The organism is Pseudomonas sp. GD04019 (assembly GCF_029837695.1).
Lineage (GTDB): Bacteria > Pseudomonadota > Gammaproteobacteria > Pseudomonadales > Pseudomonadaceae > Aquipseudomonas.
Genome location: NZ_JAOEEA010000001.1, coordinates 415098 through 435081 on the forward strand (window position 1 = coordinate 415098; position 19984 = coordinate 435081).

Consider the following 19984-nt stretch of genomic DNA (forward strand, 5'->3'; position numbering starts at 1 on the left):
TCTCCAGAGCGGCACTGGTTGTCTTGTTGCCATGCAAGGTGCCACGGGCATAAAGTCACGAAAATCCAATTCTTCGCACTTTAAGTTCAGTGATAACTAAACAATGAGTAATCGCCGCGCAGACCCGCTGGCCCAGGTCAGCGACTTCGAGATCCGCCTGCTGCGCCTGTTCCGCAGCGTGGTCGAGTGCGGCGGCTTCTCCGCCGCCGAGAGCGTGCTGGGCATCGGCCGTTCGGCCATCAGCCAGCAGATGAGCGACCTGGAGCAGCGCCTGGGCCTGCGCCTGTGCCAGCGCGGCCGTGCCGGCTTCGCCCTGACCGAGGAAGGCCGCGAGGTGTATCAGTCGTCGCTGCAGCTATTCGGCGCACTGGAGAGCTTCCGCAACGGGGTCAACGGCCTGCACCGCGAGCTGCGCGGCGAGCTGCATATCGGCCTGACCGACAACCTGGTGACCGTGCCGCACATGCGCATCACCCATGCCCTGGCGCGGCTCAAGGAGCTGGGCCCGGAGGTGCGCATCCAGATCCGCATGACGCCGCCGAGCGAAGTGGAACAGGGCGTGCTGGACGGCAGCCTGCATGTCGGCGTGGTGCCGCAGAGCCACGCGCTGTCCGGCCTGGAGTACCAGCCGCTGTATGGCGAGCGCTCGCAGCTGTATTGCGCGGTGGGCCATCCGCTGTTCTATGTGGACGACAACCAGCTGTCCGACACCCGCCTCAACGCCCAGGACGCCATCGCCCCGACCTTCCGCCTGCCGCCGGAAATCCAGACCCAGTACCAGGTGCTCAACTGCACGGCCAGCGCCTCGGATCGCGAGGGCATGGCCTTCCTCCTGCTGACCGGACGCTACATCGGCTATCTGCCGGACCACTACGCCCAGCAGTGGGTGCAGCAGGGCCGCCTGCGGGTACTCAAGCCGACCACTCGCTTCTACGATCTGACCATGGCCTCGGTGACCCGCAAGGGCCGCCGGCCGCAACTGGTGCTGGAGACCTTCCTCGAGGCGCTGGCCGGCACCAGCTGAAACCACCAAGGAGCAAACGCGATGGATGCACTGCAGGACGAGGTACGGCGCTTCTTCGAGGACTTCGTCGCGGCCTTCGCCGAATTCGACGGCGCGCTGATCGCCCGCCGCTACGGTGTGCCCTATCTGGCGTTGAACGCCGCCGGCGAGCCGCGCCTGTTCAGTACAGCCGCTGACATCGGCGACTACTTCCAGGGCATAGTCGACGACTACTACGCTCAGGGCTGCCGCAGCTGTCGCTTCCACAGCCTGGAGATCACGCCGCTCGGCTGCGCCGCCGTGCTGGCGAGCGTGAGCTGGGAGTTGCTGGATAGCAGCGGCGCAGTGATCGGCGCCTGGCGCGAATCCTACAACCTGGCTCGCGGCGCCGACGGGTTGCGCATCCATGTCTCGACCGACCATGCCACGACCGGCGACAACACCTGACAGAACAGCTGGAACGCCCGTACCACTAAGGCCATCGCCATTTTTCCAGCAGCCGCAAGATGCACCAAAATGACGCTTTTCTGGCGCTTCCTAGGGGGTTTTACCGAGCCAAACGCGGGCTTCGTCTGAACAACACACGTTTTTGACGCCTGAGGGTTGTTTCGTGACCCGCCCTGCGGTATCAGTTCGCACACAAAACCGATCATCAGTACGGACCCTCTCGATGCCTGCAGCCCCCGCCCCTGCTACCGGCACCGGCAAACCCGCCGGCCGCATCCGCCAGAAGAACGAAAACGCCATCATCGCCGCCGCCGAAGTGGAGTTCGCCCGCCACGGCTACAAAGGCACCAGCATGAACAGCATCGCCCAGGCGGTGGGGCTGCCCAAGGCCAACCTGCACTACTACTTCAGCAGCAAGCAGGGCCTGTATGTCGCGGTGCTCGGCAACATCCTCTGCCAGTGGGAAAAGACTCTCGACAGCATGACGGTGGACGACGACCCGGCCGTTGCCCTGAGCCGCTACATCCGCGCCAAGGTCGAGTTCTCGCGCACCCAGCCGCTGGCCTCGCGCATCTTCGCCATGGAAGTGATCAGCGGCGGCCAGCACCTGGTCACCTACTACAACCAGGACTCGCGCGACTGGTTCCGCGGTCGCGTCGAGGTGATCCAGGCCTGGATCGATGCCGGCAAGATGGACCCGATCGACCCGGCCAACCTGATCTTCCTGCTGTGGGGCAGCACCCAGCACTACGCCGACTTCGCCAGCCAGATCTGCCTGTTCACCGGCAAGAGCAGCCTGAAGAAGGTCGACTTCGAGGACGCCGCCGACAACCTCGAGCGCATCATCCTCAAGGGCTGCGGCCTGACGCCACCGGCACGCGGCTGATTCGCTAACGATCACGCCGGCATGGATACGTAGGGTGGATCACGCTGCACCGATCCACCGAGCGGGGCCATGGTGGATGAACAGAGCGTCATCCACCCTACATCCTGGTTTGCCAGTCATGTAGCCCGGATGCGATCTGGGATAGGTTTCTCGCCCCGGATTGCAACCGGCCTAGAGCCGGCGGCGGCGCCCGGTGATCATCGACAGCGGCAGGTTCTCGCGCAGGCGCAGGCTCTCCACCAGCGCCGCCAGCAGGTGCACGCAGACCAGCGCCAGCAAGGCGTTGGCGAAGCAGTCATGGATCTGCAGCGGCAGGTCCTCGCCCCAGAAGTGGTCCACCTCCTCCATCAGGAAGCCGGTCACCCCGAGGCCGAGCAGCAACAGCATCATCAGCACCATCACCAGCGCGCCGATCGGCGAATGGCCAAGACGGTGATAGGGGCGTCGCTGGATCAGCGCCGAACAGTGTTCGCGCAGGCGCGTCGGGGTCGGCCAGAAGTCGGCCCAGCGCGCCGCGCTCGGGCCGGTGAAACCCCAGACCAGGCGCACCGCCAACCAGGCCACCGCGTAGTAGCCGAGCCAGCGGTGCCAGTCATCGCCCTCCTCGGTGAACCAGTAGTTGGCGATGAAGGCGCCGGCCAGGGACCAGTGGCACAGGCGCACCAGCGGGTCCCACAGCTGCAGGGTTTCCCGGCTCACCGGTCAGTCCTCGATCTCGGTCTTCACCGCGTTGCCGGACACCGGGTCGAAGTAGATCTCGACCTTCTGCTTGTCCTTGTTCCAGCCGTAGATCTCGTAGCAGTTGCCATCGGTGACCTTGAACTTCTTGATCTCGTAGCCCTGGGTCTTGAGGTCGTCCTGGAACTTGGCCTGGTCCTGCCACTGGGCCTTGTCGGCGGTGGTGCATTGCGGGCCGGCGAGGGCCAGTGGGCTGGCCAGGACGAGGGAAAGCAGTAGCAATTTGCGCATGGGTCTGTTCCTTGTGATGTGGCGACGGGTGCCGGCGGCGCCGGCGCAGCTCAGCTTAGACGGCAGCTCGCCAGGGCGCCCGTGCCAGCAGCTGCGCACAGCGCTGCTGGAGGAACTCACGCAGCAGACGCACCGGCCCGCTGAGCTGGTCGCGGTGGGCGCAGATCAGGTTGAGCGGCGTCGGCTCGCCCTGCCAGTCGCCCAGCGCCACCTGCAGGCGCCCGGCCTGCACATCGTCCGCCACGTCCAGCCAGGACTTGTACACCAGCCCCTGCCCCGCCACGGCCCAGCGCCGCACCACGTCGGCATCGTCGCTGACCCGGTTGCCGCTCACCGTCAGCGCCTCGCGCTGCTTGCCGGCGACGAAGCTCCAGCGCTCGTGCACGCGGCCGCCGAGCATGTACAGGAGGCAGTTGTGCCGGTGCAGCTCCGCGGGCACGCGCGGCTTGCCGTGGCGGGCGAAGTAGGCCGGCGCACCGCACAACACGCGGCGGTTGTCCGCGGCCACCGGCAGCGCCACCAGGCTGGAGTCCTCCGGCTCGCCATAGCGCAGGGCGATGTCCACCGGCTGGCGGAACAGGTCGGCATTGCGGTCGCTGAGCAGCAGGCGCAGCGACAGCTGCGGGCGCTCGGCCTGGAACTGGTCGAGCCAGGGCAGCAGCGCGTTGCGGCCGAAGTCGGACGGCGCGGCGATCTGCAGCACGCCGCTGATCTCGGCCTTGGCCCCGGCCAGCTGCTGGCGCCCGCTCTCCAGGCTGAGCAACGCGGCGCGGGCATGGGCCAGGTACTGCTCGCCCTCGGCGGTCAGGCGCAGGCTGCGCGTGGAGCGCAGCAACAGGCGCGCCTGCAGCTGCGCTTCCAGACGCTTGAGCGCGGCGCTGGCCACGGCTGGCGAGCAGTCCAGCTCGCGGGCGGCGGCGGACAGGCTACCCAACTCGGCGGTGCGCACGAACAGGGCGAGATCGTCGAAGCGCAGCATGATGCGGCTCCATTTTCAAAGTTGAATTGAAAGAGACTCTATGGCAGCCCGGTTTTTCTCGCCAGACAATTAACCGAACATGCGCCCAACGCCAGCCGGCACGCCGACTAAGCTGGAACATCGACTTCGCCATTGCGCCCCTTCGAGGATCACGCCGCATGAAAGCCATCGCCTACTACCAGTCCCACCCCATCGACCACGCCGAGGCGCTGCTCGACGTCGAGCTGCCCGCGCCGCAACCCGGCCCGCGCGACCTGCTGGTGGAAGTGCGGGCCATCTCGGTGAATCCGGTGGATACCAAGATCCGCCGCAACGTCTCGCCCGAGGCCGGCCAGGCCAAGGTGCTGGGCTGGGACGTGGCCGGCGTGGTGGTGGCGGTGGGTGACGAGGTCAAGCAGTTCCGCCCCGGCGACCGGGTGTTCTATGCCGGCGCCATCGACCGCGCCGGCGGCAATAGCGAGCTGCACGTGGTGGACGAGCGCATCGTCGGGCGCATGCCCGGCTCGCTGGACTTCGCCCGCGCCGCCGCCCTGCCGCTGACCGCCATCACCGCCTGGGAGCTGCTGTTCGAACGCCTCGGCGTGCGCGAGGGCAAGGGCGACAGCCGTGACAGCCTGCTGGTGATCGGCGCCGCCGGTGGTGTCGGCTCGATTCTGGTGCAACTGGCGCGTCAGCTCACCGGGCTGACCGTGATCGGCACCGCCTCGCGCGCCGAGACCCAGGACTGGGTACGCGAGCTGGGCGCCCACCACGTGATCGACCACGGCCAGCCGCTGCTGCCGCAACTCAAGGCGCTGGGCATCGAGCAGGTCGGCATGGTCGCCAGCCTGACCCACACCGACCAGCATCTCGACCAGCTGATCGAGGCCCTGGCGCCCCAGGGCAAGCTGGCGCTGATCGACGACCCGGCGCAACTCGACGTGGTCAAGCTCAAGCGCAAGAGCCTGTCGCTGCACTGGGAGTTCATGTACACCCGCTCGCTGTTCCAGACCGACGACATGGTCGAGCAGCACCGCCTGCTCAACCGGGTCAGCCAACTGATCGACGACGGCGTGCTGAAGACCACCCTCGGCGAGCACTTCGGCAACATCAATGCGGCCAACCTGCGCCGCGCCCACGCGCTGCTGGAGAGCGGCAAGGCGCGCGGCAAGATCGTCCTCGAAGGCTTCTGAGCACCGCCCGCCAGGTCGCACGGACGCGAGGCGGCAGCTCACGGCGCAGCGGCTAGACTGCAATGGACCCGGACTCTTCAGCGGTGGTCCGGGCCTTCTCCGCCGTGACTGCTGAGGGTTCAGGATGCGACCCAGGATCAACCGGCCAATGCGCGTGGCCGGCCTCTACCTGTTGTTCAGCGTTGCCTGGATCGTCCTCGGTGATCTGCTGTTGCAGACGCTGGAACTGGACGGCGCCACCCAGGCCGGACTGCAGACCGCCAAGGGCCTGGTTTTCGCCGCCCTCAGCAGCCTGCTGATCCTGTTGCTGTACCGCTTCGAGCAGAACGCCCAGCAGCAGCTGGAGCGCGATCTGCGCGAGCACGCCCGCAAGCTGCGCCAGGCCCAGGGCGAGGCGGGCCTCGGCACCTGGCAGCAGGATGGCGACCACCTGCACTGGTCCAGCGAGGCCCTGCAACTGCTCGAGCGCCCGGAAGCGGATGCCCGCAGCAGCCTGGACGATCTGCTGAGCTGGCTCTACCCGGCCGACCGCAACGCCGCCCAGCGCGCCCTGCAGGCGCTGCTGGACGATGGCGAGCCGCTGCTGATCAACGTGCGCCTGAACCGTCCCACCAGCGATGCGCCGGTGTGGCTGATGCTGCGCGGCCGCCATGGCGACGGTGGCGCCCACGGCAGCGTGCAGAATGTCAGCGGGCAGAAGCGCGACGAACTGGCCCTGCGCGAGAGCGAGCAACGCTTCCGCCAGCTGTTCGAGCAGACCCCGCGCATCGCCGTGCAAGGCTACGACCGCGAGCGCCGGGTGATTTTCTGGAACCAGGCCAGCACCCAGCTGTATGGCTACGACGTGGCCGAGGCCATGGGCCGGCGCCTGGAGGACCTGATCATCCCGCCGCCGATGCGCGAGCAGGTGGCCAGCGACATCCAGAGCTGGATGATCGGCGGCCCCGCCATCCCCGCCGCCGAACTGACCCTGCAGCACCGCGACGGCAGCGAGGTGCACGTCTATTCCAGCCACCTGATCCTGCGCAACACACGCAACCAGGTGGAGCTGTACTGCGTCGATATCGACCTGGGCCAGCAGAAGAGCGCGCACCAGGAACTGGAGGCCAGCGAGGCGCGCTACCGCGAGCTGGTGGAGCAGCTGCACGAGGCGATCTTCCTCACCGACAGCGGCGGCCGCCTGACCTTCGTCAACCCGGCCTGGCAGACCATCACCGGCTACAGCATCCGCGAGAGCGTGGGCCGCCCGCTGCTGGACTTCATCGACGACGACCAGCGCGAGTCGGCCGCGCAACACATCGCCGCCGTCATCGCCCACCAGCGGAGCAGCTGGCTCGGCGAGCTGCGCCTGCGCGACGCTGGCGGCCGCCCGCACTGGGTATCGCTGCGCCTGGCCGCCGGCCCGCAACACGGCCTGGGTCTGCGCGGCAGCCTCAGCGACATCCACGAGCGGCGCCATACCCAGGCCCTGCAGGAGGCGCGCAACGCGGTGCTCGATCGCATGCTGGCGCAGCGCCCGCTGCAGGAGAGCCTGAGCGACATGGCCCTGCGCCTGGAGCGCATCAGCCCGGAGATGCTGGTGTCCATCCTGCGCCTGGACGATGGCGTGCTGCGCCTGCTGGCCGCGCCCAGCCTGCCGGCCAGCTACGCCGCCACGGTGGACGGCATGCCGGTGCAGCTCGACCTGGGCAGCTGCGGCCATGCCGCCGCCAGCGGCGAGCTGACCATAGTCGAGGACATCCGCAGCCATCCCAACTGGGTCGAGTTCCGTGACCCGGCGCGGCTGGCCGGATTGAGCGCCTGCTGGTCGCTGCCGTTCAAGAACGACCAGCAGCAGGTGCTCGGCGTGTTCGGCATCTACTACCGGCGGCAGATGCGACCGAGCCGCGAGGATATCGAGCTGGTCACCGAGTTCACCCGCCTGGCCGGCATCGCCGTGCGCCAGCAGCAGCGCGATGCCGAGCGCCTGCAGAGCGAGCTGCGCTTCCGTGCAACCTTCGAGCAGGCGGCGGTCGGCATCGCCCACCTGGCGCCGGACGGCCGCTGGCTGCGGGTCAACCAGCGCCTGTGCCAGATGCTCGACTACGGCCGCGAGGAGCTGCTCGCGCTGACCTTCCAGGACATCACCCACCCCGACGATCTGGACAAGGATCTGGGCCTGACCAGCCAGCTGCTGGCCGGCGAGATCCAGCGCCTGACAATGGAGAAGCGCTACCTGCGCCGCGATGGCAGGGTGCTCTGGGCCAACCTCAGTGCCACCCTGGTGCGCCACACCAACGGCGAGCCGCACTACTTCATCTCGGTGGTCGAGGACATCGGTGTACGCAAGCAGCAGGAGCTCGCCCTGCGCCAGGCCGCCACCGTGTTCGAAAGCACCCAGGAGGCGGTGGTGATAGTCGATGCGCGGCGGCGCATCCTCACCAGCAACCCGGCCTTCAGCGCCATCACCGGGCTCAGCCCCGAGGACGCCCTCGGCCAGCGCCTGCCGCTGCTGCCGGGCAACAGCCTGGAGCGCGCGCGCTACCGCACCCTGTGGCGCAAGGTGCAGGACAGCGGGCACTGGCAGGGCGAGATGAACAGCCGCCGCCAGGATGGCTCGCGCTTCCCCTTCTGGCTCACCGTCAGCCGGGTGCGTGACTGCGACCCGCAGCAGCCGCAGTACGTGCTGACCTTCACCGACCTCAGCCAGTACCGCGACAGCCAGGAGCGCCTGGCCCACCTGGCGCACTTCGACACCCTCACCGACCTGCCCAACCGCCTCTATGCCATGGAGCGCCTCGGTCACGCCCTGGAGCACGCCCAGCGTCATGAGGAGCGGGTGGCGGTGCTGTACTTCGACCTGGACAACTTCAAGACCATCAACGAGAGCCTCGGCCATAAGGTCGGCGACGAACTGCTGGTAGCCGTGGCGCGGCGCCTGCAGCAGCGCCTGCGCAACGAAGACACCCTGGCGCGACTGAGCAGCGACGAGTTCCTGGTGGTGCTGGAGAACCTGCAGCGCCCCGAGGAGGCGGCCGGCATCGCCCGCACCCTGATCGAGCTGCTGGAGCGCCCGCTGCCGCTGGGCAACGGCCGCGAGGCCTACCTGGGCGCCAGCATCGGCATCAGCCTCTATCCGGACGACGGGCAGAACAGCGACGACCTGCTGCGCAATGCCGACAGCGCCCTGCACCAGGCCAAGCAGGAAGGTCGCAACACCTTCCGCTTCTACACCCAGGGCCTGACCCACCAGGCGCATACCCGCCTGACCCTGGAAGGCCAGCTGCGCCAGGCGCTCAAGCGCAGCGAGTTCATCCTCCACTACCAGCCCCTGGTGCGCGGCCACGACGGCCATCCGGTCGGGGTGGAGGCGCTGCTGCGCTGGAACAGCAGTGCCGGCATGATTTCCCCGGCGCAGTTCATCCCCCTGGCCGAGGACACCGGGCTGATCGTGCCGATCGGCAACTGGGTGCTGCGCGAGGCCTGCCGGCAGATGCAGTTCTGGCGCCAGCAGGGCCTGGGCCTGCATACCCTGGCGGTCAACCTGTCGCCACGTCAGTTCCGCCAGGCCGACTTGGTCAAGCAGGTGCGCGACGCCCTGCACGACAGCGGCCTGCCGGCCGAGCACCTGGAACTGGAGATCACCGAGGGCGCGCTGATCGAGAACGTCGAGCAGACCCAGGCCACCCTGGCCGCGCTCAAGGAGCTGGGGCTGAAGCTGGCGATCGACGACTTCGGCACCGGCTACTCGTCGCTGGCCTACCTGCGGCGCTTCCCCCTGGACAAGCTGAAGATCGACCAGAGCTTCATGCGCGGCGTGCCCGAGGACCAGGCCAACCTGGAAATCGTCGCCACCATCGTCGGCCTGGCGCGCAACCTCAAACTCTGCGTGCTGGCCGAGGGCGTGGAGACCACCGAACAGCTGCAGGCCCTGCGCCAACTGGGCTGCGAGCAGTGCCAGGGCTACCTGTTCAGCCGCCCGCTGAGCGCCGTGCAGCTGGCCCACTGGCTGCGCAGCGACCATCAGTCGGTCGGTTGACCCAGGTCAGGGAATCGCAACGGCACGGGTCTACACTGCAGCCCTCAACGTCCTCGTGGAGGTCTGCGATGAACATCCAGATTCGTCAGGTAACGACCGCCGAAGGCGCCCGCTGGCAGGTCAGCCTGGACCAGCATGGCGTCAGCTTCCGCAGCGAGGCCGAGGCCCGCGACTTCGTTCGCGTGCTGCAGGCCCGCCTCAAGGCTCCGCACCCACTGCCCGGGCGCGGCCTCGCCGAGGTGCGCAGCGCCAGCTGAGCGAGCGCCGTTCAGAACTCCAGCGCGTGACGCCGCGCATGCCGCGCGGTGAGCAGCCCCAGGGTCAGGGTGATGATGCCGCACACGGCGATGACCAGCGCCATCGGCCGAGCGCTGCCGTCGTGCAGCGCGCCCACCAGCCCGGACGCACCCGCCGCCACGGTGAACTGCAGCGAGCCGATCAGCGCCGAGGCGCTGCCGGCATGGGCGCCCTGCCCGGCCATGGCGCAGGCCGTGGCATTGGGCAGCACGCAGGACAGGCTGGCGGTGGTGATGAACAGCGGGATCAGCAACGGCCATAGCTCCGCCGGTCGGGCCATGGCCACCGCCAGCAGCGCCAGCGTCGCGGCGCAGTAGATCCACACCGTGCGCTTGAGCCAGTAGCCGGGGCCGTGGTGGCGCAGCAGCCAGCCGTTGAGCTGGGCGGTGAGGATGAAGCCGGCGGCGTTGGCGCCGAACAGCCAGCCGTAGTGTTCGGCGGGCACGCCATAGAGGTCGATGAACACGAACGGCGAGCCGGAGATGTAGGCGAACATGCCGGCCATGGCCACCCCGCCAGTCAGCCCGTAGCCGATCAGCAGGCGGTCACGCAGCAGCACCGAGTAGCGCCCCAGCGCCCCGCCCAGCGGCTGCACGGGAAACTGCGCCGAGCGGGTCTCCGGCAGCCACAGCAGCACGGCTGCCAGGCACAGGGCGCTGAACAGCACCAGGCCGAGGAAGATCGACTGCCAGCCGAACAGCTGCAGCAGCACGCCACCGCCCAGCGGCGCAAGGATCGGCGCCACGCCCATCACCAGCATCAGCTTGGAGAACACCTTGGCCGAGGCCAGCGGGTCGCACAGGTCTCGCACCACCGCCCGCGAGATGACCATGCCGGCGCAGCCGCCCAGGGCCTGGACGAAGCGCGCGACGATAAGCCATTCCAGGCTCTGCGCCAGGGCGCAGGCCAGCGAGGCCAGGGTGAACAGCACCAGCCCGGCGAGCAGCGGCTTGCGCCGGCCGAAGCGATCCGCCAGCGGGCCGTAGATCAGCTGGCCCAGGGCGGTGCCGGCGAAATAGGAGGCCAGCGACATCTGCACATGGTCGACATCGGTGCCGAACACCCGCGCCAGGGTCGGGAAGCTGGGCAAATAGAAATCGATGGCCATGGGCCCGAAGGCGCTGAGCGTGCCCAGTATGAGCAGGATGCGAAAATTCATCGGTTCTCCACGACGTGGTACTACCCGGAAAACGAAGGGCGCCCCGCCCGGAATACGCACGGCGGGAGCCTGGGCTCCCGCGCGGCAGGTCAGTGCTGCTCAACCGCCTTGTGCTTGGCCTTGCGCTTGTCCAGCTTGTCCGCCAGCGACTCTACCAGCAGGTAGAACATGGGGATCAGGAAAGTCGCCAGCAGGGTGGCGGCGAGCATGCCGCCGATTACCCCGGTACCGATCGAGTGACGGCTGGCCGAGCCGGCGCCGGTGCTGATGGCCAGCGGCACGCAACCGAGGATGAAGGCCAGCGAGGTCATCACGATTGGCCGGAAGCGCAGCTTGGCCGCCTCCATCGCCGCCTCGAAGATGCCCATCTTCTGCTCCTCGCGGCATAGCACGGCGAACTCGATGATCAGAATGGCGTTCTTCGCCGCCAGGCCGATCAGGGTCACCAGGCCGACCTGGAAGTACACGTCGTTGGCCAGGCCACGCATCCAGATCGCCAGGATCGCGCCGAACACCGCGAAGGGCACGGCGGTGACCACGGCCATCGGCAGCGTCCAGCGTTCGTACTGGGCGGCCAGGATCAGGAACACCAGGATCAGGCCGAAGATGAACGCGGTACTGCCCGAGCCATGGGTCGCCAGTTCCTGGAAGGCGGAGCCGATCCAGGCCAGGTTGTACTGCTCGCCGAGCACCTCGTCGGCCACTTCCTGCATGGCCTCCAGTGCCTGACCGGAGCTGTAGCCCGGCGCCGGCCCGCCGAGCAGCTTGGCCGCCGGGTAGACGTTGAAGCGCGCGTAGGAGTCCGGCCCGAGGATGCGCTGCACGCGCACCAGCGAGGCCAGCGGAATCAGGTCGCCGCCACTGGAGCGCACATACACCTGGTTAAGGTCTTCCGGATTGCGACGGAAATCCGCCTCGGACTGCAGGCTGACCTGCCAGGTGCGCCCATACAGGTTGAAGTCGTTGACGTAGTAGCTGCCGAAGGTCGCCTGCATGGCGGTGAACACATCGTTGATCGCCACGCCCAGAGCACGCGCCTTGGTGCGGTCGAGGTCGACGAAGTACTGCGGCACGTCGGCATGGAAGGTGCTGTTGACCCCCGCCAGCTCCGGACGCTTGGACGCGGCGGCGATGAACTTCTGCACCACCGCACTGAGCTCATCGATGGAGCCGCCGCTGCGATCCTGGATATAGGCCTCGAAACCGCCCGTGGTGCTCATGCCGCTGATGGGCGGCGGGTTGAAGGTCATCACCAGGGCGTCCTTCTGCTTGGCGCCCATGCCCATGAACTGCTGCGGCAGGTTGCGCGCATCCAGTTCCTCTGTGGTGCGCTCCTTCCAGTCCTTCAGGGGAATGAACGACACCCCGGCGTTGCTGCGGGTACCGAAGGTGAGCACGTCGAAGCCGGCGAAGGTCACCACGTCCTCCACCGCCGGGTGCTGCATCAGCTCCTCGCTGACCGCGCTGGTGACCTGGTCGGTGCGGCTCAGCGAGGCCGCCGGCGGCAGGAAGTAGGCGTTGATCACATAGCCCTGGTCTTCGTCCGGCACCAGCGAGCCCGGCACTCGACCGAACAGCACGACCATGATGGCGATCATGCCGCCGAACAGCGCCACGCCGATCAGCGAGCGCTTGAGGAAGAAGCGCACGCCAGCGGTATAGCCGTTGGTGAAGCGCTCGAAGGCGTTGTTGAACCAGCGGAACGGCGCTGCCGGCTCCTTGTGCTCGGACTTGAGGATCAGGGCGCAGAGCGCCGGCGACAGGGTCAAGGCGACGATGCCCGAGATCACCACCGACACCGCGATGGTGATCGCGAACTGCTTGTACATCTGCCCCGCCAGGCCGCCGAGGAAGCCGACCGGGATGAATACGGCGCACAGCACCAGGACGATGGCGACGATCGGTCCCGTCACCTCCTCCATGGCCTTGATCGCCGCGTCACGCGGGCTGAGCTTCTCGGTCCGCATCACCCGCTCGACGTTCTCCAGCACCACGATGGCGTCGTCCACCACGATGCCGATGGCCAGCACCATGCCGAACAGGGTCAGCAGGTTGATCGAGAAGCCGAGCATGTACATGCCGGCGAAAGTGCCGATCAGCGACACCGGAATGGCCAGCACCGGGATCAGCGTGGCCCGCCAGTTCTGCAGGAAGATGAACACCACCAGCATCACCAGCACCAGGGCCTCGATGAAGGTGTGGATCACCTCCTCGATGGAGACCTCGACGAACTTGGTGGTGTCGTAGGGAATCTTGTAGGCGATGCCTTCGGGGAAGCGCTTGGCCAGGCGTTCCATGGTGGTGCGCACCGCCTCGGCGGTATCCAGGGCGTTGGCGCCGGGCTGCAAGTAGATACCGAAGGCCGCGTTCTTCTTGCCGTTGAGGCTGGTGACCAGGGAGTAGTCCTGGGCGCCCAGCTCGACGCGCGCCACATCGCTGAGCAACAGGCTGGCACCGGTCGCGTCGGTACGCAGGATTACCTGCTCGAACTCTTCCGGCGTGGTGAAGCGCCCCTTGGTGCTCACCGTGTAGGTGAAGTCCTGCGGGTTGCTGAGCGGTTCCTTGCCGAAGCTGCCGGCGGCGAACTGCGAGTTCTGTTCCTGGATGGCGCTGACCACGTCGCTTGGCGTCAGGTCGTACTGCGCCAGCTTGTCCGGGCGCAGCCAGATGCGCATGGAGTAGTCCTTGGAGCCGAACTGGCTGGCGTCACCGACGCCATGGATGCGCTTGAGCTCGTCGATCACGTTGATCAGCGCGTAGTTGCTGATGAAGATCGGGTCGCGCGAATCGTCCGGCGAGAACAGGGTCACCACCTGCAGGATGTCGGAGGACTTCTTCTCCACCTTCACACCCTGCCGGCGCACTTCCTCGGGCAGCTTGGCCAGCGCGGCCTGCACCCGGTTGTTGACGTCGATGGTGGCCTGGTCCGGGTCGGTGCCGACGTCGAAGTACACGGTCAGGCTCATGGCGCCGTTGCTGTCGGAGTTGGACAGCTGGTAGATCATGCCCTCGACGCCGTTGATCTCCTGCTCCAGCGGCGCGGCCACGGTCTCTGCGATGACCTGCGAGCTGGCACCCGGGTAGGCCGCCGTCACCGATACCTGCGGCGGCAGGATCTCGGGGTACTGGGCCACCGGCAGCGCACGCATGGCCGCGAGACCGGCGAGGATGATGACGATGGAAATCACCGCCGCGAAGATCGGTCGATCGATAAAGAACCTGGAAATCACGGGCCTGACTCCTTACTGCTTGGCAGGGGCGGCGTCGACCACCTTGACGGGCGCGTTAGGGTGAACCTTGGGCAGGCCCTCGACTATCACCTTGTCGCCGGATTCGATACCGCTTTCCACCACCCAGCGGCCATTGGCGGTGTGCGCCGTGCCGATCGGGCGAATGCGCGCCATACCCTGGTCATCCACCACATAGACGAAGGTGCCGTTCGGCCCCTGGGACAGCGCGCGCTCCGGCACGGTGATCGCGTTGGGCTTGTTGATGCCCTTGACCACCACGCGCACGAACTGGCCCGGCATCAGCGCCAGGTTCGGGTTGGCCACCACCGCACGGGCACTGACGGTGCCGGTGCTGCGGTCGATCAGGCTGTCGGTGAAGTCGACCTTGCCTTCCACCGGGTAGCTGGTGCCGTCGCCGAACTTGATCTCCACGCTCATCTGCTGGCCGCCCTCGCGCACCAGGCTGCCGCTCTGCAGGCCGCTGCGCACGGCGGACACCTCGCGATCGGGAGCGGCGAAGTTGACGTAGAGGGGGTCGAGCTGGGTGATCTGGGTCAGCAGGCTGGCGTTCGGGTCGCCGGCCACCATCAGGCTGCCTTCGGACACGGTTTCCTTGCTGGTGATACCGGAGATCGGCGCCTCCACCGTGGTGTAGTCGAGGTCGATCTGCTTGGACTGCACCTCGGCCTTGGCCGCCTCGATGTTGGCCTTGCTCTGTTCGAAGTTGGACACCGCATTGTCCAGCTCGCTCTCGCTGGCGAAGCCCTTCTTCTGCAGCTCACGGATACGTTTGAGATCGCGCTCGGTCTGCCGGTAGCGCGCCTGCTCCTGGGCCAGCGAGCCCTTGGCGCGGGACAGAGCGGCCTGGTACGGGCGCGGGTCGATGCGGAAGAGGATCTGCCCCTGCTTGACCTGGCTGCCCTCCTGATAGGTGCGCTCCTGCAGGATGCCGCTGACCTGGGCACGCACCTGCACTTCGCGGAAGCCGGCGGTGCGCGCCGGGTATTCGAACTGCAGCGGCAGCGATTCGACCTTGGCTTCCTCCACCACCACCTCCGGCGGCGGCATTTGCTGGCCCTGTTCGGCGGCCTGCAGCCACGGACTGAACAGCATGCTCAGGGCAAGCGTTGGGAATGCGAACGGAAGCGAGCGAGCAAGCATGGTCATCTCCATGACGTCTTGAAGTGGGCAAGGCCCCGAAGGAGTGCCATGCTAGTTACATACATCTGCGTCTGTAAACTGAACAACGGCACAGAATTCATTACACTGAGTTCCCCAGAACAAGAGCCTAGACGGATTCCGCTTACCCGCCATGCGCCGAACCAAAGAGCAAGCCGAGCAGACTCGCGTCGCCATCATGGCGGCCGCCGAGCAGCTGTTTCTGGAAAAGGGCGTGGCCCACAGCACCCTGGAACAGATCGCCCGCGCCGCTGGGGTGACCCGTGGCGCGGTGTACTGGCACTTCGAAAATAAGGCCCATCTGTTTCATGAAATGCTCAGCCAGGTACGCCTGCCGCCGGAGCAGCTGACCGAGCGCCTCAGCGGCTGCGGCGGCGCGGACCCGCTGCTGTCGCTGCGCGACCTGTGCATCGAGGCAATCGCCAACCTGGCCCGCGACGAGCAGCGACGGCGCATCTTCACCATCCTGCTGCACCGCTGCGAGTTCACCGATGAACTGCGCGAGGCCGAGCAGCGGCACAACGCCTTTATCAACCAGTTCATCGGCCTGGTCGAGCAGCTGTTTGCCCGCCCGGCCTGCCGCGAGCGCCTGCTACCGGGCATGTCTCCGCGCCTGGCCGCGCGGGCGCTGCACGCGCAGATCATCGGCCTGTTCACCGACTGGACCCGCGACCCGCAGCTGTTCGATCCGCTGTCGGACACGCCAGCGCTGATCGATGCGCAGCTGCGCGGCCTGCTGCGCGAGTGGAATCCGCCGGCCTGACGGATCAGGCCGCCTCGGCTGCGTAACCCTCCTCGCGCAACACCGCCAGCAATTGCTCCAGGCTCAGGCGGCTGGCCACCCGCACCTCGCCGGCAGCCAGGTCGACCTGAACCTCCGCCGCCGGATCGCCGGCCTGCACCGCACGGGTGATGGCGCGCACGCAGTGACCACAGCTCATGCCCGACACTTTCAGAACCTGCATAACATTCCCCTCATTGAATTGCTGACGAGACCAGCATCGAGCTTGCCATCAGGGCAAAGTCAAGGCCTCGCGACTTGTAGTCCCCGCCAGCCTGGCCCAAGCTGCACAGAGCCTCTGGAGGGATTCGCCATGCGCCTGCCCATCGCCCTGCTCTTGTTGCTCAGCCTGCCGGCCCTGGCCGACGAGTCGGTGCCCGAACCCACGGCCGAGTCGGCCGCGATGCCGGTCCAGGTCCCGCCCCTGCCCGCCACCGTCCCGCTGGCGCCGATGACCCTGCCTACGCCGATCGACTACGGCGTGCTCACCGTGTCCCGCGAGCGCCTGGAAGTCTCCACCCCCTGCGAGATCGGCCTGTACCTGCAGGGCAACCTGACCGCGCGCCTGTATCAGGGCCAGTCGATCACCCTCAACCTGCCGCCGGGTGAGGTGCTGGTGCGCCTCGGCCAGCTCGGCGGCGGTGACTGCCAGCCGCGCTTCGAGCAACTGCGCCACCAGACCCTGCGGGTCACCGCCGGCGAGGTGAGCAAGTACCGCATCGCCATGGACTCCCTGGGCCTGCAGCTGATTCCGGCACCGCTCAACTACTGATACGCGAGCCGGCGCTTGACCTTGACCCGAGGTCAAGGTTGATTCTAGGGGCGAATTCTTTGGAGTCGCCCCATGTCTACCCTGCAGACTTTCGACCTTCCCATCCGTGGCATGACCTGCGCCAGTTGCGCCGGCCGCGTGGAGCGCGCGCTCGCCCAGGTGCCGGAGGTGCAGCAGAGCCAGGTCAACCTGGCCAGTGAGCGGGCGCGGATCACCGCGCCGCGCGAGCGCCTGGGCGAACTGCTAGCCGCCGTCGAGCACGCCGGCTATTCAGTGCCACAACAGAGCCTGGAACTGCAGCTCGGCGGCATGACCTGCGCCAGCTGCGCCGGGCGCATCGAGCGAGCCCTGGGCAAGGTGCCCGGCGTCAGCAACGTCAGCGTCAATCTGGCCAGCGAGCGCGCCCGCGTCGAGCTGTTGGACGGCACGGACCTGGCCGCGTTGATCGCCGCGGTGGAGCAGGCCGGCTATTCGGCGTCCCTGCTCAGCGAATCGGCCAGGGTCGATCCGCAGGCCGCCCTGCGCCGCGAACGCTGGGCCGTGATCGCCGCCCTGCTGCTGGCCGCTCCACTGCTGGTGCCGATGTTCGCCGAATGGGCCGGGCTGCACTGGATGCTGCCGGCCTGGGCGCAATTCGCCCTGGCCACGCCGGTGCAGTTCGTACTTGGCGCACGCTTCTATGTCGCCGCCTGGAAGGCCGTGCGTGCCGGCAGCGGCAATATGGACCTGCTGGTCGCCCTCGGCACCAGCGCCGGCTACGGCCTCAGCCTGTATCTGTGGGCCACGGCTGGGCATCACGCGCCGCACCTGTATTTCGAGGCCTCGGCCGTGGTCATCGCCCTGGTGCTGCTCGGCAAGTACTTGGAGAGCCGCGCCAAGCGCCAGACCAGCGCAGCCATTCGCGCACTCGAAGCCTTGCGCCCGGAGCGCGCCACTCGCCTGGTCGATAGTCGCGAAGAGGACGTGGCGATCACCGCCCTGCGCCTGGGCGACCTTGTCGTGGTGCGCCCCGGCGAACGCTTCCCGGTGGATGGTGAAGTGCTGGAAGGCCACAGCCAGGCCGACGAAGCGCTGATCAGCGGCGAGAGCCTGCCCGTGGCCAAGGCACCGGGCGACCAGATCACCGGTGGCGCCATCAATGGCGAAGGACGTCTCGTCGTGCGTACCACGGCACTCGGTGGCGAAACGGTGCTGGCGCGGATCATCCGCCTGGTGGAAGACGCCCAGGCAGCCAAGGCGCCGATCCAGAAACTGGTGGACCGGGTCAGCGCGGTGTTCGTCCCGGTCGTGCTGCTGATCGCCCTCGCCACCCTTGGCGGCTGGCTGCTGGTCGGCGCCGGCGTGGAGCAGGCACTGATCAACGCAGTGACGGTACTGGTGATCGCCTGCCCCTGCGCCCTCGGCCTGGCCACCCCGGCGGCGATCATGGCCGGCACCGGCGTGGCCGCGCGCCACGGCATCCTGATCAAGGATGCCGAAGCCCTGGAGCTGGCCCACAAGGTCACGGTGGTGGCGTTCGACAAGACCGGCACCCTCACTTCCGGACAACCGCGCATCGTCCACCTGGCCACGGCGGGTATCGAGGAAAGCGAGCTGTTGCGCCTGGCCGGAGCCCTGCAACAGGGCAGCGAACATCCACTGGCGCATGCCGTGCTGCAGGCCGCCGCGGAACAGGACATCGCCCTGCCAGCGCTATCCGCCAGCCAGGCGTTGGCGGGTCGGGGTATTCGCGGCGTGATCGAAGGGCGCGAACTGGCCCTTGGCAACCAGCGCCTGTTCGGCGAACTGGGCCTGAGCAGCCAACTGCAGAACCAGGCCAGCGATTGGGAGACCGAAGGTCGCACCCTGTCCTGGTTGATCGAGCAGAGCGCGCCCCCCAGGGTGCTGGGGCTGCTGGCCTTCGGCGACAGCCTCAAGGAGGGAGCCGCCGACACCATCGCCGCGCTGCGTGAGCGCCATATCGAGAGCCATCTGATCAGCGGCGACAATGCCGGCAGCGCCGGGGCCGTGGGTCGCGCGCTGGGCATCGACCGGGTGCATGCCCAGGTACTGCCGGCCGACAAGGCCGCCCATGTCGCCGGGCTGAAAAACAGCGGCGCTGTAGTGGCCATGGTCGGTGACGGCATCAACGACGCCCCGGCCCTGGCCGCCGCCGACGTCGGTATCGCCATGGGTGGCGGCACCGACGTGGCCATGCACGCCGCCGGCATCACCTTGATGCGCGGCGACCCGCGCCTGGTACCGGCGGCGTTGGAAATCAGCCGACGCACCTGGAACAAGATCCAGCAGAACCTGTTCTGGGCCTTCGTCTACAACCTGGTGGGCATCCCGCTGGCCGCCTTCGGCCTGCTCAACCCGATGCTGGCCGGCGCCGCCATGGCCCTGTCCAGCGTCAGCGTGGTGAGCAACGCCTTGCTACTCAATACCTGGAAGCCCGAACTGGAGAAACGCCCATGAATATCGGCCAGGCAGCCAAACAGAGCGGGCTCAGCGCCAAGATGATCCGCTACTACGAGTCCATAGGCCTACTCAAGCCGGCTGGACGCTCGGACAGCGGCTATCGCCTGTACGGATCACAGGATCTGCACGTGCTGGCCTTCATCAAGCGCTCCCGCGACCTGGGCTTCTCGCTGGAAGAAGTCGGCAAGCTACTGACCCTGTGGCAGGACCGCGATCGCGCCAGCGCCGACGTCAAGGCCCTGGCTTTGGCCCATGTCGAGGAGCTGAACCGCAAGATCGCCGAACTCACCGCCCTGCGCGACACGCTCAGCGAGCTGGTGCAGCACTGTCAGGGCGATCATCGGCCGGACTGCCCGATTCTTAAGGACCTGGAGTCCGGCTGCTGCGGAGGCTGAGCCGCCCCGCTTAATCCTTTTTGGCAGGCAAGTGCATTCGCGCATCTATATCAAATGATAAAAGCAAGCTAGTGATATAGATTCCTATTTACTACCAAATGCGACTTCTTTACACTCGCGCCGCCGAACCCGCACCAGATATCGATTGATGGCCCTCAAGGACGAGCAGGGGTATCGGCTTGCCTGCAGAAACTGCAGCGCGCACTAAAAAAAGCATCTGCCAGAACTCGTCTACAG

At 67.3% G+C, this 19984-nt stretch carries 17 protein-coding genes; 10 read left to right on the forward strand and 7 right to left on the reverse strand.

All coding sequences use genetic code 11. The features are described 5' to 3' along the window. Positions 1 to 103: 103 nt before the first annotated feature. The 3 genes from N7607_RS01955 (at position 104) to N7607_RS01965 (ending at position 2336) form a co-directional block, all read left to right on the forward strand. Positions 104 to 1024, forward strand: a complete 921-nt coding sequence (locus N7607_RS01955; protein WP_279867073.1) for a LysR family transcriptional regulator — start codon at positions 104 to 106, stop codon at positions 1022 to 1024. 21 nt (positions 1025 to 1045) lie between these two features. Next, positions 1046 to 1450: a hypothetical protein gene (locus N7607_RS01960; RefSeq protein WP_279867071.1), complete on the forward strand. Its 405-nt coding sequence runs from the start codon at positions 1046 to 1048 to the stop codon at positions 1448 to 1450. Between the two features lie 223 nt (positions 1451 to 1673). Further along, positions 1674 to 2336, forward strand: a complete 663-nt coding sequence (locus tag N7607_RS01965; protein WP_279867069.1) for a TetR/AcrR family transcriptional regulator — start codon at positions 1674 to 1676, stop codon at positions 2334 to 2336. A 171-nt stretch (positions 2337 to 2507) separates the two neighbouring features. Here the strand turns inward: N7607_RS01965 and N7607_RS01970 are convergent, their stop codons facing one another. The 3 genes from N7607_RS01970 to N7607_RS01980 are packed head-to-tail and all read right to left on the reverse strand — an operon-like array spanning position 2508 to position 4284. Next, positions 2508 to 3035, reverse strand: coding sequence for a cytochrome b/b6 domain-containing protein (locus N7607_RS01970; protein WP_279867067.1), 528 nt, complete (start codon positions 3033 to 3035; stop codon positions 2508 to 2510). A 3-nt stretch (positions 3036 to 3038) separates the two neighbouring features. Then, on the reverse strand, positions 3039 to 3305 hold the full coding sequence (locus N7607_RS01975) for a PepSY domain-containing protein (protein ID WP_279867064.1): 267 nt from the start codon (positions 3303 to 3305) through the stop codon (positions 3039 to 3041). Between the two features lie 55 nt (positions 3306 to 3360). Then, complete coding sequence (locus tag N7607_RS01980; RefSeq protein ID WP_279867062.1) at positions 3361 to 4284, reverse strand: LysR family transcriptional regulator; 924 nt, start codon at positions 4282 to 4284, stop codon at positions 3361 to 3363. Positions 4285 to 4442: 158 nt separating this feature from the next. Here N7607_RS01980 and N7607_RS01985 point away from each other — a divergent pair, with 158 nt between their 5' ends. From N7607_RS01985 to N7607_RS01995, 3 genes are all read left to right on the forward strand, one after another. Continuing rightward, positions 4443 to 5456 carry a zinc-binding alcohol dehydrogenase family protein gene (locus N7607_RS01985; protein WP_279867059.1) on the forward strand — a complete coding sequence of 338 codons (1014 nt, stop codon included), beginning with the start codon at positions 4443 to 4445 and terminating at the stop codon, positions 5454 to 5456. A 148-nt stretch (positions 5457 to 5604) separates the two neighbouring features. After that, a complete protein-coding gene (locus tag N7607_RS01990; RefSeq protein WP_279867057.1) occupies positions 5605 to 9474 on the forward strand; it encodes a PAS domain S-box protein in 3870 nt (1289 codons plus the stop codon). Positions 9475 to 9542: 68 nt separating this feature from the next. Beyond that, positions 9543 to 9731, forward strand: coding sequence for a hypothetical protein (locus N7607_RS01995; protein WP_279867056.1), 189 nt, complete (start codon positions 9543 to 9545; stop codon positions 9729 to 9731). An 11-nt stretch (positions 9732 to 9742) separates the two neighbouring features. Here N7607_RS01995 and N7607_RS02000 read toward each other — a convergent pair whose 3' ends face one another. From N7607_RS02000 to N7607_RS02010, 3 genes are all read right to left on the reverse strand, one after another. Continuing rightward, entirely contained in the window at positions 9743 to 10930 is a 1188-nt protein-coding gene (locus tag N7607_RS02000) for a multidrug effflux MFS transporter (protein WP_279867054.1), read from the reverse strand. A gap of 89 nt (positions 10931 to 11019) precedes the next feature. Then, complete coding sequence (locus N7607_RS02005; RefSeq protein WP_279867053.1) at positions 11020 to 14160, reverse strand: efflux RND transporter permease subunit; 3141 nt, start codon at positions 14158 to 14160, stop codon at positions 11020 to 11022. A 12-nt stretch (positions 14161 to 14172) separates the two neighbouring features. Then, positions 14173 to 15273: an efflux RND transporter periplasmic adaptor subunit gene (locus N7607_RS02010; protein WP_279867201.1), complete on the reverse strand. Its 1101-nt coding sequence runs from the start codon at positions 15271 to 15273 to the stop codon at positions 14173 to 14175. 199 nt (positions 15274 to 15472) lie between these two features. Between N7607_RS02010 and N7607_RS02015 the strand changes: the two genes are divergently transcribed. Then, positions 15473 to 16102, forward strand: a complete 630-nt coding sequence (locus N7607_RS02015; protein ID WP_192396641.1) for a TetR family transcriptional regulator — start codon at positions 15473 to 15475, stop codon at positions 16100 to 16102. Between the two features lie 4 nt (positions 16103 to 16106). On the opposite strand, the gene N7607_RS02020 is transcribed toward N7607_RS02015, so the two are convergent. Beyond that, positions 16107 to 16304 (reverse strand): cation transporter, encoded by a 198-nt coding sequence (locus N7607_RS02020; protein WP_279867051.1) that lies wholly within the window; start codon positions 16302 to 16304, stop codon positions 16107 to 16109. Positions 16305 to 16433: 129 nt separating this feature from the next. On the opposite strand from N7607_RS02020, the gene N7607_RS02025 reads away from it, so the two are divergent. The 3 genes from N7607_RS02025 to cueR all read left to right on the forward strand — a co-directional run bounded on the left by N7607_RS02025 (position 16434) and on the right by cueR (position 19747). Next, entirely contained in the window at positions 16434 to 16892 is a 459-nt protein-coding gene (locus N7607_RS02025; RefSeq protein ID WP_225592069.1) for a hypothetical protein, read from the forward strand. A 72-nt stretch (positions 16893 to 16964) separates the two neighbouring features. Then, positions 16965 to 19349, forward strand: a complete 2385-nt coding sequence (locus N7607_RS02030; protein WP_279867046.1) for a heavy metal translocating P-type ATPase — start codon at positions 16965 to 16967, stop codon at positions 19347 to 19349. Further along, the gene (gene cueR / locus N7607_RS02035) at positions 19346 to 19747 is read left to right on the forward strand and encodes a Cu(I)-responsive transcriptional regulator (RefSeq protein ID WP_279867044.1); all 402 of its coding nucleotides are present in this window, start codon (positions 19346 to 19348) and stop codon (positions 19745 to 19747) included. The genes N7607_RS02030 and cueR overlap by 4 nt, the downstream gene beginning before the upstream one ends. Positions 19748 to 19984: the final 237 nt, after the last annotated feature.

Coding starts and splice junctions, on each gene's coding strand:
- N7607_RS01955 (WP_279867073.1), top strand. CDS start 104: ATGAGTAATCGCCGCGCAGACCCGCTGGCCCAGGTCAGCGACTTCGAG.
- N7607_RS01960 (WP_279867071.1), top strand. CDS start 1,046: ATGGATGCACTGCAGGACGAGGTACGGCGCTTCTTCGAGGACTTCGTC.
- N7607_RS01965 (WP_279867069.1), top strand. CDS start 1,674: ATGCCTGCAGCCCCCGCCCCTGCTACCGGCACCGGCAAACCCGCCGGC.
- N7607_RS01975 (WP_279867064.1), bottom strand. CDS start 3,305: ATGCGCAAATTGCTACTGCTTTCCCTCGTCCTGGCCAGCCCACTGGCC.
- N7607_RS01980 (WP_279867062.1), bottom strand. CDS start 4,284: ATGCTGCGCTTCGACGATCTCGCCCTGTTCGTGCGCACCGCCGAGTTG.
- N7607_RS01985 (WP_279867059.1), top strand. CDS start 4,443: ATGAAAGCCATCGCCTACTACCAGTCCCACCCCATCGACCACGCCGAG.
- N7607_RS01990 (WP_279867057.1), top strand. CDS start 5,605: ATGCGCGTGGCCGGCCTCTACCTGTTGTTCAGCGTTGCCTGGATCGTC.
- N7607_RS01995 (WP_279867056.1), top strand. CDS start 9,543: ATGAACATCCAGATTCGTCAGGTAACGACCGCCGAAGGCGCCCGCTGG.
- N7607_RS02000 (WP_279867054.1), bottom strand. CDS start 10,930: ATGAATTTTCGCATCCTGCTCATACTGGGCACGCTCAGCGCCTTCGGG.
- N7607_RS02010 (WP_279867201.1), bottom strand. CDS start 15,273: ATGCTGTTCAGTCCGTGGCTGCAGGCCGCCGAACAGGGCCAGCAAATG.
- N7607_RS02015 (WP_192396641.1), top strand. CDS start 15,473: ATGCGCCGAACCAAAGAGCAAGCCGAGCAGACTCGCGTCGCCATCATG.
- N7607_RS02020 (WP_279867051.1), bottom strand. CDS start 16,304: ATGCAGGTTCTGAAAGTGTCGGGCATGAGCTGTGGTCACTGCGTGCGC.
- N7607_RS02025 (WP_225592069.1), top strand. CDS start 16,434: ATGCGCCTGCCCATCGCCCTGCTCTTGTTGCTCAGCCTGCCGGCCCTG.
- N7607_RS02030 (WP_279867046.1), top strand. CDS start 16,965: ATGTCTACCCTGCAGACTTTCGACCTTCCCATCCGTGGCATGACCTGC.
- cueR (WP_279867044.1), top strand. CDS start 19,346: ATGAATATCGGCCAGGCAGCCAAACAGAGCGGGCTCAGCGCCAAGATG.